Origin of the sequence: Tepidiphilus sp. J10, assembly GCF_006980785.1 — a bacterium.
GTDB classification, from domain to species: domain Bacteria; phylum Pseudomonadota; class Gammaproteobacteria; order Burkholderiales; family Rhodocyclaceae; genus Tepidiphilus; species Tepidiphilus olei.
This window is the reverse complement of record NZ_SBHP01000001.1, coordinates 805,986-820,541: the sequence shown is the minus strand read 5'-3', so window position 1 is coordinate 820,541 and position 14,556 is coordinate 805,986. Positions and strand designations below refer to the sequence as shown.

At 66.9% G+C, this 14,556-nt stretch carries 15 protein-coding genes; 9 read left to right on the top strand and 6 right to left on the bottom strand.

Going from position 1 to position 14,556, the window contains the following annotated elements; all coding sequences use genetic code 11:
- Window positions 1-36 precede the first annotated feature (36 nt).
- From EPD81_RS04025 to EPD81_RS04010, 4 genes are read left to right on the top strand one after another with little or no spacing between them, the layout of a single operon-like run.
- On the top strand, window positions 37-894 hold the full coding sequence (locus EPD81_RS04025) for a fumarylacetoacetate hydrolase family protein (RefSeq protein WP_142804092.1): 858 nt from the start codon (window positions 37-39) through the stop codon (window positions 892-894).
- On the top strand, window positions 891-1,697 hold the full coding sequence (locus tag EPD81_RS04020) for an ABC transporter substrate-binding protein (protein WP_142804091.1): 807 nt from the start codon (window positions 891-893) through the stop codon (window positions 1,695-1,697). Before EPD81_RS04025 ends, EPD81_RS04020 begins: the two co-directional genes overlap by 4 nt.
- Window positions 1,694-2,677 (top strand): iron ABC transporter permease, encoded by a 984-nt coding sequence (locus EPD81_RS04015; protein WP_055423015.1) that lies wholly within the window; start codon window positions 1,694-1,696, stop codon window positions 2,675-2,677. The genes EPD81_RS04020 and EPD81_RS04015 overlap by 4 nt, the downstream gene beginning before the upstream one ends.
- On the top strand, window positions 2,674-3,444 hold the full coding sequence (locus EPD81_RS04010) for an ABC transporter ATP-binding protein (RefSeq protein WP_142804090.1): 771 nt from the start codon (window positions 2,674-2,676) through the stop codon (window positions 3,442-3,444). Before EPD81_RS04015 ends, EPD81_RS04010 begins: the two co-directional genes overlap by 4 nt.
- 11 nt (window positions 3,445-3,455) lie before the next feature.
- Here EPD81_RS04010 and htpX read toward each other — a convergent pair whose 3' ends face one another.
- Genes htpX through def form a run of 3 tightly spaced genes read right to left on the bottom strand, consistent with a single transcriptional unit; the run spans window position 3,456 to window position 5,784 of the window.
- A complete protein-coding gene (htpX, locus tag EPD81_RS04005; protein WP_142804089.1) occupies window positions 3,456-4,316 on the bottom strand; it encodes a zinc metalloprotease HtpX in 861 nt (286 codons plus the stop codon).
- Between the two features lie 2 nt (window positions 4,317-4,318).
- The gene (fmt, locus tag EPD81_RS04000) at window positions 4,319-5,281 is read right to left on the bottom strand and encodes a methionyl-tRNA formyltransferase (RefSeq protein ID WP_142804088.1); all 963 of its coding nucleotides are present in this window, start codon (window positions 5,279-5,281) and stop codon (window positions 4,319-4,321) included.
- Window positions 5,281-5,784, bottom strand: a complete 504-nt coding sequence (gene def, locus EPD81_RS03995; RefSeq protein ID WP_142804087.1) for a peptide deformylase — start codon at window positions 5,782-5,784, stop codon at window positions 5,281-5,283. The genes fmt and def overlap by 1 nt, the downstream gene beginning before the upstream one ends.
- A gap of 120 nt (window positions 5,785-5,904) precedes the next feature.
- Between def and EPD81_RS03990 the strand changes: the two genes are divergently transcribed.
- From EPD81_RS03990 to EPD81_RS03970, 5 genes are read left to right on the top strand one after another with little or no spacing between them, the layout of a single operon-like run.
- The gene (locus EPD81_RS03990) at window positions 5,905-6,951 is read left to right on the top strand and encodes a LysM peptidoglycan-binding domain-containing protein (protein WP_142804086.1); all 1,047 of its coding nucleotides are present in this window, start codon (window positions 5,905-5,907) and stop codon (window positions 6,949-6,951) included.
- Window positions 6,932-8,041 carry a DNA-processing protein DprA gene (dprA, locus tag EPD81_RS03985; protein WP_142804085.1) on the top strand — a complete coding sequence of 370 codons (1,110 nt, stop codon included), beginning with the start codon at window positions 6,932-6,934 and terminating at the stop codon, window positions 8,039-8,041. Before EPD81_RS03990 ends, dprA begins: the two co-directional genes overlap by 20 nt.
- 12 nt (window positions 8,042-8,053) lie before the next feature.
- Entirely contained in the window at window positions 8,054-8,533 is a 480-nt protein-coding gene (locus EPD81_RS03980; protein ID WP_028875295.1) for a DUF494 family protein, read from the top strand.
- Window positions 8,534-8,537: 4 nt separating this feature from the next.
- Window positions 8,538-11,033 (top strand): DNA topoisomerase III, encoded by a 2,496-nt coding sequence (locus EPD81_RS03975; RefSeq protein ID WP_142804084.1) that lies wholly within the window; start codon window positions 8,538-8,540, stop codon window positions 11,031-11,033.
- Window positions 11,030-11,785: an alpha/beta fold hydrolase gene (locus EPD81_RS03970; RefSeq protein WP_255446476.1), complete on the top strand. Its 756-nt coding sequence runs from the start codon at window positions 11,030-11,032 to the stop codon at window positions 11,783-11,785. Before EPD81_RS03975 ends, EPD81_RS03970 begins: the two co-directional genes overlap by 4 nt.
- Here the strand turns inward: EPD81_RS03970 and bioD are convergent.
- From bioD to EPD81_RS03955, 3 genes are read right to left on the bottom strand one after another with little or no spacing between them, the layout of a single operon-like run.
- On the bottom strand, window positions 11,782-12,459 hold the full coding sequence (gene bioD / locus EPD81_RS03965) for a dethiobiotin synthase (protein ID WP_142804082.1): 678 nt from the start codon (window positions 12,457-12,459) through the stop codon (window positions 11,782-11,784). The genes EPD81_RS03970 and bioD overlap by 4 nt on opposite strands.
- A gap of 4 nt (window positions 12,460-12,463) precedes the next feature.
- Window positions 12,464-13,240 (bottom strand): methyltransferase domain-containing protein, encoded by a 777-nt coding sequence (locus EPD81_RS03960; protein WP_185955346.1) that lies wholly within the window; start codon window positions 13,238-13,240, stop codon window positions 12,464-12,466.
- Window positions 13,233-14,510, bottom strand: coding sequence for an 8-amino-7-oxononanoate synthase (locus tag EPD81_RS03955; protein WP_142804279.1), 1,278 nt, complete (start codon window positions 14,508-14,510; stop codon window positions 13,233-13,235). The genes EPD81_RS03960 and EPD81_RS03955 overlap by 8 nt, the downstream gene beginning before the upstream one ends.
- Between the last annotated feature and the right edge of the window lie 46 nt (window positions 14,511-14,556).

Here is a 14,556-nt window from a genome sequence, read left to right as displayed (position 1 = left end):
ACTGCGACGCTACTCTCTCTTTCTCAGGAAAACCCAATGAAGTTCATCCGTTTCGGCGCACCGGGCAAGGAACGTCCCGGTCTGGTCGCCCCCGATGGCAGTCTGCGCGATCTCTCGTCCCATGTGGATGACATCGACGGTGCGCTCCTTGCCGACCAGGCGGCGCTCGCGGCCTTGCGTGCGCTCGACCCCTTTTCTCTGCCTACGGTGGCGTCCGACGTTCGCCTCGGGCCGCCGGTGGCCGGCGCGGGCAATTTTTATGCCATCGGGCTAAATTTCCGCGACCACGCGCAGGAGGCGAATCTGCCGATTCCCGGTGAACCGGTCGTCTTCATGAAGGCCACGAGCTGTATCTGCGGTCCGAACGATCCACTCCTGTGCCCGCCCGGGGCGCAGAAACTCGACTGGGAGGCGGAACTGGGCGTGGTCATCGGTCGGCGGGCCAAGCGCGTCTCGCCGACCGAGGCGCGCGCCTGCATCGCCGGCTATTGCACCGTGCTCGACGGGTCGGAGCGCGACTTCCAGATGAACCGCGGGGGGCTGTGGATCAAGGGCAAGAGCTACGAGTCCTTCGGTCCGCTGGGCCCCTGGCTCGTCACCGCCGACGAAGTGTCCGATCCCCAGTCCCTCGCCATCCGCCTCGAGGTGAACAGCGAACGCATGCAGGACGGCACCACCGCCGAGATGATCTTCGACGTGGCGACCCTCGTGAGCCACCTGTCCGAATTCATGACACTGCTGCCGGGCGATGTGATCGCCACTGGCACCCCCGCCGGCGTCGGCCTGGGTCAGAAGCCGCCGCGCTTCCTGCGCCCCGGCGACGAAATGACGCTGGAAGTGGCGGGCCTGGGGCGGCAGCGCCACCGCGTGCTGGCCGACCGCGCGGAGGGATGAAGACGCAGGACACGTTTCGCCGCCGGCTGCTCGTGCTCGTCCTGCTCTTCGCCGGCGTGGTGCAGGCGCAGGAGGGGCCGCGGCGCATCGTCTCGGTGAACCTGTGCGCCGATCAGCTGCTGCTGCGACTCGCTCCCGAGCGCGTCATCGCCATCACGGCGCTGTCGCGCCGCGCCGATCTCGCCCCGGATCCGACACTGGGGGCCGACAAGCCGGCGATCCGCGGTTCGGCCGAAGAGATCCTCGCGCTGCAGCCGGATCTGGTCGTCTTCGGGCCGTTCTCGGCCGCGGCCACGCGCTCGCTCATCGAACGGCTGGGTCTTCCCGTCCATACGCTGCCGTACGTCGAATCGCTGGATGCGCTGCGGGATGCGATTCGTACCCTCGGTCGGTTGGTGCACGAGCCGGAGCGCGCCGCGGCCCTGGAAACACGGCTCGATGCGCTCGCACGCCACTTTGGCGAGATGACCGAGAAACCGGCCGTGCTCTATTATCTCCAGGGCGGCTACAGCGCCGGGCGCGGCACATGGGTGGGTGAGCTCATCGAACGCAGCGGGGGCATCAACGCCGCCGAGCGTGCCGGACTCATCGGCCATGGCGATCTGCCGCTCGAGCGGGCATTGGCCGCCCGCCCGACGCGCTGGTGGCGCACCGCCTATCAAAACGACACCCCGACCCTGGGCGAGCGCCTGCTCGCGCATCCGGCGCTGCGGCGCCAGGCCGGCGAACCGCACTGGCTGCCGAGCTGGGCGATCACCTGCGCCGGCCCTTGGTCGTTCGAGGCGCTGGAGCGGCTGCGATGAGGGAAGTGTTACTCGCCCCGGCGCTGCTCTTGCTGGTGGGCTTGCTCGTGCTCGCCTCGCTCACGCTGGGCTATCTCGAGCTCTCGCCGCTTGCCTGGTGGCGCGGCGTCTGGGCGGGCGACCCTCTCCTGCGCCTGGTCTTGGTGGAGATCCGGCTGCCGCGCACCCTGCTCGCGCTCGCCGTGGGGGCGGCGCTGGGCGTGGCCGGTGCGGCCCTGCAGAGCCTGCTGCGCAACCCACTCGCCGAGCCGGCGCTCGTCGGCGCCACCGGCGGGGCTTCGCTCGGGGCGGTGATGGCGCTCTACTGGGGGTGGGCCGGTGCCTGGTCGCTGGCGCTGCCACTGGCGGGATTCGCCGGGGCGGCGCTCGTTACCGCGTTCGTGCTTCTGCTCGCCCTGCGCGGCGCTTCCACCGTGGGCCTCATCCTCGCCGGCGTGGCTGCCTCCAGCTTGAGCACGGCGCTCGTCTCGCTCATCCTCAACGCTTCGCCCAACCCGCACGCGACGATGGAGATCGTGCACTGGCTGCTGGGCTCGGTGACCGATCGCAGCCTGCAGGACGTCGCGCTGGTGCTGCCGCCGATCGCGCTGGGGATGGCGCTGCTGCTGCGCCAAGGCACGGCGCTGCGCCGCCTGGTGCTCGACGAGGAGGCCGCCGCGAGCCTCGGGGTGTCGCTGCCGCGGCTGCGTCTGGCCGTGCTCGTGGGCGCGGCGCTGGCGGTGGGGGCGGCCACGGCCATCGCCGGTTCCATCGGTTTCGTCGGCCTGGTGGCACCACACCTCGTGCGGCCCCTCGTGCGCCACGATCCGGCGCGCACGCTGTGGGCTTCAATGGGCGCGGGGGCGGTGCTGCTGCTCGCCGCCGATCTGGCGGTGCGCCTGATCGATCCCCACGGCGCGGAGCTCAAGCTCGGCGTGCTCACGGCCCTCGTCGGGGCGCCCTTCTTCCTGTGGCGGGTACTCGCGGTGCGTGCGCCATGAGCCTGGCCCTGGAGTTCTCCGGCGTCGGCCTGCGGCTGGGAGGACGGGCCGTGCTCCGCGGCATCGACTGGCGGGGCGAATCCGGCCGTCTCGTCGGTCTGGTAGGGCCCAACGGGGCGGGGAAATCGATGTGGCTGCGGGTGGCTGCCGGCGTACTCAGGCCGCAGCAAGGGGAAGTGCGCTGGTGGGGCGAGCCGCTCGTGCGCGTGCCGCGCCCACGCTGGCCGTCGGTGATCGCCTATTGCCCGCAGCGCTTTGCCCTGCATTTGCCCCTGCGGGCACTCGATTGCGTCGCCCTGGGCTTGCCGGCGGGCAGGATCCGCACCGCGAGCGAGCGCGAACGCTGCCTCGCGGCGCTCGAGAAAGTCGATGCCGCCGATCTGGCCGAGCGCCCCGTCACCGAGCTCTCGGGCGGGCAGCAGCAGCGTGTGGCGCTTGCCCGGGCGTTCGCTCAGGAGGCGACGATGCTGCTTGCCGACGAGCCGCTCGCCGCACTCGACCCGCGCCACGCGCTGGAGACGCTGGCGCTGCTGCGGCGCGAGGCGCACGAGGCCGGACGGCTGGTGGTGGTGGCGCTGCACGAGCTCACCCTCGCGGCGCGTTTTTGCGACGAAGTGCTGCTGCTGCACGAAGGGCGCTGCCTCGCGGCGGGCGCCCCTTTGGAAGTGCTCGACGAGACGCGGCTGCGCGAGGTCTATGGCCTACGGGCCCGGCGCCTGGAAGTGGAGGGAGAGACGGTGCTGCTTCCTTGGGCGCCCACGCAGTGAACCGATCGCCGTCAGCGGCGACGCATCCGTGCCGCCATTTCCCGCAGGCGGGCGATGCGCTCTTCGGTGCTCGGATGCGTCGAAAAGAGCCCGCGCAGCCCGCCGCCCGAGAGCGGGTTCATGATCATCATCTGCGCCGTCTCGGGGTGTGCCTCGGCCGTGGGCATGGGGATCTGCCGCGCGTAAGCCTCGATCTTGGCTAGCGCTGAGGCGAGCGCCTCCGGGTCGCCGCAGATCTCGGCTCCGCCCGCATCGGCTCCGAATTCGCGCGTACGCGAGATCGCCAGCTGGATGATCACCGCCGCGATCGGCGCGAGGATCATCACCAGGATGGCGAGTACGGGGTTGGCCGGCCGCCCCTCCGCGTCGCGCCCGCCGAAGAAGAAACCGAAATTGGCGAGCATGGAAATGGCACCGGCCACCGTCGCCGTCATGGTCGAGATGAGGATGTCGCGATGCTTCACGTGCGCGAGCTCGTGGGCCATCACCGCACGCAACTCGCGCTCGCTGAGCAGCTCGATGATCCCGGTGGTCGCCGCCACGGCTGCGTGTTCGGGGTTGCGCCCCGTGGCGAAGGCGTTGGGCTGCGCCTCGTGGATGATATAGACTTTGGGCATGGGCAGCCCCGCGCGCCGGGCAAGGTCCCGGACGATGCCGTAGAGGTAGGGCGAGGTGGTCTCGTCGACCTCCTGCGCGTGGTACATCGCCAGCACCATCTTGTCGGAGAACCAATACGCCCAGAAGTTGGTGAGCGCGCCGAACCCCAGCGCCACCAACATCCCCGTCCTACCGCCGATCACCATCCCCACGGCGCCGAAGAGCGCCATGATCGCCGCCATCAAGAGCGTCGTCTTCAGCCAGTTTCCGTACATCGTCAACCTCCTTCCACAGTGAATCGCTCGCCGATAGAGATCGGGAAACCGCGCAGGAATTCCGCCGCGGGCAGGCGCTTGCCGCCGGGGCGCTGCAGTTCGGTGAGCAGCAGCCGTCCCTGGCCGGCCTGCACGGTGATCCCTTCGGGGCCGACGGCCGTCACCGTTCCCGGCGGCTCGGTGCCGTTTCCTTCGAGCCTATGGGCTCGCCAGAGTTTCAGCGGCACGCCGCACAACAGTGCCTGAGCCCCGGGATGGGGATCGAAGGCGCGCAGCCGCCGCTCGATCATTTCGGCCGGCTGCGACCAGTCGATCCAGCGCTCCTGCGGCGTGATCTTGGCGGCGTAGGTGGCGCCTTCTGCCGGTTGCGCTCGAGCCTGGGCGAGGTGACGCGGCAGCTCGGGCAAGACCTGAAGCAGCAGCCCGGCACCCAGCGCAGCGAGCCGGTCGTGCAGCGAACCCGCCGTCTCGTCAGGGGCGATCGGCGTTGCCGCCTTCGCCACCATGGGACCGGTATCCAACCCTTCGTCCATCTGCATGAGGGTGACCCCCGTCTCGGCATCGCCCGCCTCGATCGCCCGGACGATGGGGGCGGCTCCCCGCCAGCGCGGCAGGAGCGACGCGTGGATGTTGAGGCAGCTCCAGCGCGGCCAATGCAGCACCTCGGGCGGCAGGATCAGGCCATAGGCCGCCACCACCAATACATCGGGTGCGGGCAGCGTCAGCAGTTCCCGGCGATCCTCTTCGCTCTTGAGCCGCGCCGGCTGCAGCACAGGAATGCCGGCTGCCTGCGCCACCCGTTTCACCGGGCTCGGGCTGAGTTTCATGCCGCGCCCGGCCGGTCGGTCGGGCTGAGTGAGCACGAAAGGAATTTCCCAACCCGCCGCGATCAGCGCGCGCAGCGCGATCGCCGCGAATTCGGGCGTGCCGGCGAAGGCGACCCGGCGCACTTCCTCCGCGACCATCAGGCCGTCATCCGCGCGCGCTTGACGAGTTTCGCCTTGATGCGCGATTGCTTGAGCGGTGAGAGATACTCGACGAACACCTTGCCGTCGAGATGGTCGATCTCGTGCTGGATGCACACGGCGAGCAAGCCCTCGGCCTCGAATTCGAGCGGCTCGCCTTGCAGGTTCAAGGCCCGAACCCGGACGCGCTCGGCGCGCGTGACCTTGTCGTAGATACCCGGCACCGACAGGCAGCCCTCTTCGCTCACGCACTCGCCGTCCTTTTCCAGGATCTCGGGGTTGATGAGCACCGTCAGCCCGGAACGATCCTCGGTCACGTCGATGACGATCACGCGTTTGTGCACGTCGACCTGCGTGGCGGCGAGTCCGATTCCTGGAGCGGCGTACATCGTTTCGGCCATGTCGGCGGCGAGCCGGCGGATCGACTCGTCGACCTCCGTCACCGGCTCGGCGCGCTTCTTCAGCCGCGGGTCGGGATAATGCAGGATGGGAAGTAGTGCCATATTTCCTCGTCTCTCGTTGCCAATCGCCAATGCGTCACGTAGAATGCCAACATCTTCTGCCCCGGCAGTGAGACAGGATCGCCCACCTCCGGTTCCGACACTCCTGTGAGGTTCCTCACCATGAAGCGGATGATTCGCATTATAGGCACGATCGCCCTGGTCTGGCTGGGTACGCTCGGATTCGCGCACGCGGGTGTCGAGCCCGGAGGCATTGCCCCCGATGCGCCGGACACCTACACCGTGCGTAAAGGCGACACGCTCTGGGGCATCGCCAAGCGTTTCCTGCGCGACCCTTGGCGCTGGCCCGATCTGTGGCAGATGAACCGGGCCGAGATCCGCAATCCTCATCTCATCTATCCCGGTCAGATCCTGGTGTTCGACCGTACTGCCGGAGTACTGCGTACCGCTAAGCCGGTGGGGCCGATCGACGAGAAACGCTCGCCGCAGGTTCGCCATGAGCCCATTCAAGATGCCATTCCCTCCATCCCGCTCGCGGCCATCGAACCCTTCCTCGTGCGTCCGCAGGTGATCGATCAAAAAACCCTGGAAAACTCCGGACGCATCGTCGGGCTGGAAGATGGCCGCTGGATGGCCGGCGCCGGAGACGTTGCCTTTGCCATCGGCGTGCCCGAGGATACCCGGCTCGTACAGCTCTTCCGCCCTGCCGAACCCCTGCATGCCCGTGACGGCAAAACCCTAATCGGCTACGAGGCCCGCTACCTGGGTACTGCCAAGGTGGAACCGAACGACGACCCTCGCCTCGGCACCGTATTGCGGCTCCAGCAAACGAACGAAGCGATACAGCCGGGCGATGCGCTGATCGCGTCGCAAAAAGAAACGTTGGTCAATTTCGTCCCCCGTGCGCCGGAGCACGACGTAGATGCCCGGATCATCAAACTCTACCAAGGCTCGCTCGCGGCCGGGCGTCTCGACGTCATTCTTCTCGACCAAGGCGAGGCCCAGGACCTGGCGCCGGGTCACGTGCTCGCCCTGTGGCGCGTTCGCCCTCCGCTCACCGACGAGGAAAATCGCAACGCCAAAGTCTTTCTGCCCGAAGAGCGCTATGGCGTGGCCTTCGTCTTCCGCGTCTTCGAACGCATGTCCTACGCCCTCGTGATGGAGACCGAGAAACCGGTCCGCGTCGGGGATGCCGCCCGTACGCCCTGACGATCGGGAAGAAGCGAGGAGCTGGCTCGACTTCACGTCGCGCCGGCTTCCGCCGTCCGTGCAGCGCAAACTCCTGGCGCGCTTTGGCTCGCCGGAAGCGGTGCTCGCCCAACCGCTCTCCACGGTGCGCGCCGAATTCGGCGCCGAAGTCGCCCAGGCACTCGCCGCCGCACCGCCCTCCGAGGCGATCGAAACGGCGCTTGCCTGGCTCGATGATCCGCGTCACCACCTCCTCACCCTCGCCGATGCGGTTTATCCCCAAAATCTGCTCGCGCTCGCCGACGCCCCACTCGTGCTCTACGTCGTCGGCGACCCGGAAACGCTCACCTTGCCCGCGGTGGCGATCGTCGGCGCACGGCACGCCACGCCCGGCGGGCTGGAGAATGCCCGCGCCTTTGCCCGGGCGCTTGCCGAGCAGGGCCTCGTCGTGGTCAGCGGCCTCGCGCTGGGGGTGGATGGCGCGGCGCACGAAGGCGCTCTGGAAGCTGCGCACGGCAAAACGGTGGCCGTCGTCGGCACCGGTGCCGACCGCGTCTATCCGGCCAAGCACCGGGCGCTCGCGCACCGCATCGCCGAGCGCGGCGCGATCGTGAGCGAATTTCCGCTGGGCACCGCCGCCCAGCCCTATCATTTTCCGCGGCGCAACCGCCTCATCGCGGCGCTCGCTCGTGGCACGCTGGTGGTGGAAGCCGCGCCCGAAAGCGGCTCGCTCATCACGGCGCGCCTGGCCGCCGAACTCGGGCGCGACGTCTTCGCCATCCCCGGTTCGATCCACAATCCGCTCGCGCGCGGCTGCCATCGCCTCATCCGCGAAGGCGCCAAGCTCGTGGAGCGCGTCGACGACATCCTCGAAGAATGGCCCGACTTGGTCCCCACCGGCGCCGTCGCACGGCCGTCGCCTACTACTCCGCCGCCTGTCGCCGCGGACGACCCTCTGCTCGCCGCCCTGGGTCACGATCCAGTCGATTTCGACACCTTGATGTTACGCACGGGCTTGACGAGCGAGGCACTCTCGGCCATGCTGTTGCCGCTGGAACTCGACGGCGCCCTCGTGCGCCTGCCGGGCGGCCGCTACCAACGCACCCGCTGAAGGAACTCCCCCATGTTCGATGTCCTCGTCTATCTCTTTGAAAACTACGCCGGACCCAACGAGGCGCCGAAGGATCCGGACGAGCTGCGCGCGCGGCTCGCCGATGCCGGTTTCGAGGGCGACGAGATCGACGAGGCGCTCTCCTGGCTCGACACGCTCAGAAACGCCGAGGCCCTGTCCCCTTCGTGGCGCATCCCGCCCGCCGGCGGCAGCGTGCGCATCTTCACCGAAGAAGAACGGCAAGTCCTGGGAACCGCCGGGCAGAATCTGGTCTACTTCCTCCAACGCCATGGCGCCATCGACGAAGCGCTACGCGAAGCCCTCATCGACCGCGCCCTGGAATTCGGCGCGACGCCGCTCGATCCGGACGATTTCAAGGTGCTCGCGCTGATGGTGCTGTGGCAGCATGAACGGGAACTCGATCCCCTCGTCGTCGACGAACTGCTGCGCGTCGAAGACGACGAAGACGCCGAACCGCCGCGGCTGCACTGAACCCATGGGCAAGAAACTCATCATCGCCGAAAAACCCTCCGTCGCACAGGACATCGCCCGTGCGCTCGGCGGCTTCCACAAAGAAAAGGATTACTGGGAGTCCGAACAGTACGTCCTCTCCTCGGCCGTCGGTCATCTGCTCGAACTCAAGGCGCCAGAGGAATACGAAGTCAAACGCGGCAAGTGGAGCTTCGCCAACCTGCCGGTGATTCCGCCGCGCTTCGATCTGCAACCCATCGCCAAGAGCGAGGACCGGCTCAAACTCCTGTTGCGCCTTGCCAAGCGCAAAGACGTCGACGGGCTCATCAACGCCTGCGACGCCGGGCGCGAGGGCGAGCTCATCTTCAACTACATCGTGCAGTACGGCAAGATCGACAAGCCCGTGCAGCGCCTGTGGTTGCAATCGATGACGCCGCAGGCGATCCGCGAGGCCTTCGCCCACCTGCGCTCGGCCGAGGAAATGGAAGGGCTGCGCCAAGCCGCCGTGAGCCGCGCCGAGAGCGACTGGCTCATCGGCATCAACGGCACGCGCGCCATGACCGCCTTCAACTCCAAGTCGGGGGGCTTTCATCTCACCACGGTGGGCCGGGTGCAGACGCCCACGCTCGCCATGGTCGTCGAGCGCGAACGTCAGATCCGCGCCTTCCGGCCCCGCCCCTACTGGGAAGTGGAAGCCACCTTCCGCGCTGCCGCCGGCACCTACACCGGCCGCTGGTTCGACGAAAAATTCAAGAAGCCCGAGGGCGACGAGCACGCCAGCCCCTACCGTCTGTGGGAGCGGGAGCGCGCCGAAGCCATCCGCGATCGCGTCCTGGACCAGCCGGGTGTGGTTGAGGAAACCGCCAAGCCCAGCACGCAGATCGCCCCGCCGCTCTTCGACCTCACCAGCCTGCAGCGCGAGGCGAATGCCCGCTTCGGCTTCTCCGCCCGCAACACGCTCGCCATTGCCCAGGCGCTCTACGAGCGGCACAAAGCGCTCACCTATCCCCGTACCGACGCCCGGGCGCTACCCGAGGACATGATCGGCACCGTGCGCGAGGTGCTGGCGCAGCTGCCGTCGGAATACCAACCCTTCGCCGGCAAGATCCTCGCCCAAGGCTGGGTCAAACCCAACAAGCGCATCTTCGACAACGCCAAGGTGTCGGACCACTTCGCCATCGTCCCCACTGGCGTGGTGCCCAAAGGGCTGTCCGAACCCGAACAGAAGATCTTCGACCTGGTCACGCGGCGGTTCCTCGCCGTCTTCTATCCGCCGGCCGAATACCGTGTCACCACCCGCATCACCCGCGTGGGCGAAGACGCCTTCAAGACCGAAGGCAAGGTACTGGTCGCCCCGGGCTGGCTCGAGGTCTACGGCAAACGGGCCGCTGGCGAGGGCGAAGGGGAACTCGTGCCCGTCGCCCCCGGCGAGACCGTTCATACCGAGGCCGTCGAGATCAAGGACTTGCACACCAAGCCGCCGGCGCGCTACACCGAGGCCACGCTCCTTTCCGCCATGGAAGGCGCAGGCAAGCTCGTCGAAGACGAGGAACTGCGCGCGGCCATGGCCGAGCGGGGTCTGGGAACGCCCGCCACCCGCGCCCAGATCATCGAGGGTCTGCTGGAAGAAAAATACCTTGTGCGCGAGGGGCGCGAGCTCGTACCCACCGCCAAGGCCTTCTCGCTCATCACCCTCTTGAAAGGCTTAGGCATCGACGCGCTCACCTCGCCCGAACTCACCGGCGAGTGGGAGCACAAGCTCGCCCTGATGGAGAAGCGGCGGCTCGCGCGCGAAGAGTTCATGGCCTCGATCGCGCGTATGGCGCAGGACATCGTCGAACGCGCCAAGCGCCACGAATCCGACACCGTGCCCGGCGACTTCGCCACCCTGCAGGCGCCCTGCCCCAAGTGCGGCGGCACCGTGCGCGAAACCTACAAGACCTTTCAATGCGATCAGTGCGGCTGGTCGATGTGGAAGATCATCGCCGGCCGGCAGATCGACGTGCCCGAAGCCGAGGCGCTGCTCACCCAAGGCCGAATCGGCCCGCTGGAGGGGTTTCGCAGCCGCCTGGGGCGGCCGTTCGCCGCCGAACTGGTGCTCGACGAGGCCAAACAGCCCACCTTTGCCTTCGCCGTCGAACCGCCGGAGGAAGTGCCCGCGGATCTGGCCGAGCGCGAATCGCTCGGGCCGTGCCCCAAGTGCGGCGCGCCGGTGGTCGAGCACGGCACGAGCTACGTGTGCACCAAGTCGCTCGGTGCCGACAAGACGTGCGATTTCCGCAGCGGCCGCACCATCTTGCAGCAACCGATCGAGCCGGAGCAGATGAAGAAACTGCTTTCCGAGGGCAAGACCGATCTCCTCACCGGCTTCGTGTCGGCGCGCACACGGCGCAAGTTCTCCGCCTACCTCGTGCGCCAACCCGACGGCAAGATCGGCTTTGAATTCGAGCCGCGCGAGGCGTCGGAGAAGAAAGGACGCGCCCCCGCCCACAAGAAGACCAAGGCCGCCGAGACGTCGTGAGAACCGCGCCATCGGATTCCCCTCCGATCCTATGCCTGCCTGGCTGGGGTTTGGGGCGAGGACCTTTGGCTGCTCTCGTCTCGCTGTTGGGGGCTCAATGGTACGATCTGCCAGGGTATGGTCGTACGGGATCGTCCGATACGTTCGGACAGGCGATACAGCGCTTGAGCAACGAGGCCCCCCGTGGAACGTGTCTCTTGGGGTGGTCCTTGGGCACCATGCTCGCCTTGGCAGCAGCCCGTTTGGCGCCGGATGTCTTCTCCGCCGTCGTGGCCATTTCTCCTACCCCCTCCTTCATTCGCCGTCCCGGATGGTCTCTCGGTTTGGCGCCCGCGCAGCTTGCGGTTTTTCGGGAACAAGTACGGACCGACGCTCCCGCTGCCTTGCGCCGTTTCATCGTCGAGTTCAATCGCGGGGATCTTCTGGCCAAGGAAATTTCCCGTCGGTTGATGCGTGAAGCGGACACTCTGCCTTCGACGAGGGTGCTGACGACGGGGTTGGATTGGCTCGAGGAGACGGACCTACGTGCTGCCCTGCCCGGACTCGAAGTCCCCATCCTGGTGTTTCACGGCACGGCAGACGGGCTGATTCCTCCCGCTGCCGGTCGCTGGGTTGCGGAACACGTCGCGCACGGGCGATTCGTGGCCGTGGAAGGCGCAGCCCATGCCCCTTTTTGCGGTAGAGAGGATTTCTTCGTCAAGGAGATTCGCCGGTTTTTGCAGCAGGTGGTGCCAGACGGGACGGGGATCTAGCACTTCATCTCGATTTCGTCGGGCCAGCGCAACCAACCGATCTCATCGCGTCTGCTACCGTGGGCGATCACGCCGAGGCAAGGGGCCGGAATCGTTCGCCTCAGGGTTGCGAGGTTGCCTTCGAGCGCTGCCATGTTCGGATCGATGCAATTGGCGATCCAGCCGGCCAAGATCAGCTGCCTGCTTTCTATCGCCTCTACCGTGAGCCGTGCATGGTTGAGACAGCCCAGGCGCAGGCCCACCACGACGATGACAGGAACGCCAAGCGCCTGTACCAGATCGGCCATGGTAAGCGTTTCGCCGAGCGGGCAGAGAAAACCCCCCGCACCTTCGACCAGTACCCGATCGGCGTGCATTCGGGCTTCGGCAACGGCCGCGACGATTTCGTTCAAATCAACCGCCCTCCCTTCTTGCGCTGCCGCCAGGTGCGGCGAGAGGGGGGCTTTGAAACAATAGGGGTTTTGTATCGTCGAGGGCAGCGGCACGCTACTTGCCGCCGCGAGTGCCCTGGCGTCTTCATTGACTCCCGTTTCATCCACCCCCGCGGCAACGGCTTTGATCCCTGCCGCGCGCAATCCCTGGCGGCGCGCTCGCGCAAGCAACTGGCAGGCGGCGTGGGTCTTGCCGATTTCCGTATCGGTGCCGGTAAGGAACCATATTCCAGACTTCCTCATCGTTTTACGCCTCTTTTTTTCGTGCCATCAAGAATCCCACTCGGTAGCTCAATCCCAATCCCTGGGCAGTCCGACGCCGTTCCAAGGCTTCGATCAGCGCACGGCGCCGACCGGGGGTCCAGACGAGAGAACCGGAATGCGTCGTCGGGTTGGCGCCGACGCCGCGAATGGCATGGAGGAGCGCCGTGGCGTCGGGATAATGAAAGGTGAAACTTCGTACATCCCAATGGTATACTTTCCACGGTTCGTCTTCGAACGATCGTTCCCAATCGGCTTGCGCCGGCAGCCGTGCCATGGCGAACGTGACGCCGACCTCCCTCAAGGCTTGCCCGAGTTCAGGAAACGTGCCGGCAAGGACGATGCTCGCGCACAGCCACCCTCCGTTCTCGAGGATGCGCCAGGCTTGCGCCAGCGTTCGCCGGGGCGAGGTCCATTGCCAGGCGCAGTTGCTCCAGTAGCCGGCGCAGACGGCGTCGGGCAATGGCACGAATTCGAGATCGGCCGCCAGGCGGGCGATTTCCGGTTCTGGTAGGTGGGTGAGCACCTCAGGGGAGAAATCCAGGGCGAGGAGGCGCTCGCGGCCGAAGCGCTGCGCCAACAGCGGCAGATCTCGCCCGACGCCGCAGCCGGCGTCGATGATCCAGCCTTCGGGTGTTTCCGAGACCGCAGGGAGTAGCTCGGCAAGCCGGGCTGCGATGCAGCGCTGGGGTCGGTCGTGGGAGGAATAGCTCGTCCGCCGTCGTGTGAATGCGCGGCGGACGTAAGTTTTGAGCTCATTCATCGTGTGCTCGCCGAGGGGGCACGAGAGAGGGAATCCGAACGAAGATTCGCCGTAGCGTTTCGAGCAAGGATTCGAGCATAGTCTCGTCATGATCGGCGCACAGGGAAAGGCGCAGACGGGCCCTACCCCTAGGTACGGTAGGCGGACGAATCGCTGGGACGAAGAAACCGTTCTGCGCCAGGTTCTGCTCGATGGCGAGTACCTGTTCCGGCGATCCCAGAACCAAGGGTTGGATGGGCGTACGAGAAAACGGAAGGCAAGGGGGATTCGTGCGATTCCTCGACGGCGCCTCGTTCGAGCACGCTACTTCGATCCCCGGCACGCGAGTCATGCCCTGACGCCAGCGGCGAATGAGCGCGCCGAGCCGAGCACGGCGCGCGCTCTCCTCGCGCACCAGGCGCAAGGCGATACGCACGGTGTGGGCCAGCGCCGGCGGCATCGCCGTGGTGTAGATATGCGTTCGGGCGGCTTGATCGAGCCAGAGCATGGCATCTTCCGTTCCGAGAATGGCCGCTCCCGTTGTGCCCGCAGCTTTGCCGAAGGTGATGACCCACAGCCAATGCGGTTGCGGGGTCATGCCCGCATCGGCAAAACTCCCTCGCCCTTCAGGTCCGAGCACGCCGAAGCCATGGGCATCGTCGACGATGAGCCAAGCACCATGGGTTCGCGCAAGCTGCGAAAGCTCCTCGAGCGGCGCGATGTCCCCGTCCATGCTGAAGACGCCGTCGGTGACGACGAGCTTCACGGGTTCTTGGGATTCTTCCAGCCAGCGGGACAAAACGGAGTGATCGCCATGAGGGTAACGGCGAACCCTGGCACCAGCGGAACGGGCGAGCTGCATCGCGTCGACGAGCGAGGCGTGCACCCGTTTGTCGGCAAAAATGGCCGTTGGGGCTTCGTGGGAAAAGGCCGTGATCACCGCCAGATTGGCGGCGTACCCAGACGTGAAGACGCGAGCCGCGGCAAACCCCAAGAACTCGGCGAGATCTGCCTCTAGCGCCGCATGCGCTTCCGTATAGCCGCCGACCAAGGCTGAAGAACCCGCGCCCACGCCCCAGATCGCGGCTCCTTCGCGCAGTGCCTCGACGAGGACGGGATGGTGTGAGAGCCCCAGATAATCGTTGCTGGCGAAACTAATTCTTTGTCGCCCCTCTTGGGTGAAACATGCGCTCGAAGTGACAGGGGAGGTGCAGCGCAGGCGGCGCAGTAAGCCGGAATCGAGCCGTTCGGCAAGCCAGCGTCGCAACAGGGCGTCCGGAGCAGGGTACATGGGGCTGCGCAGTAGGTTATTCGAGGTGGCCATGGGTTCGTTGTTC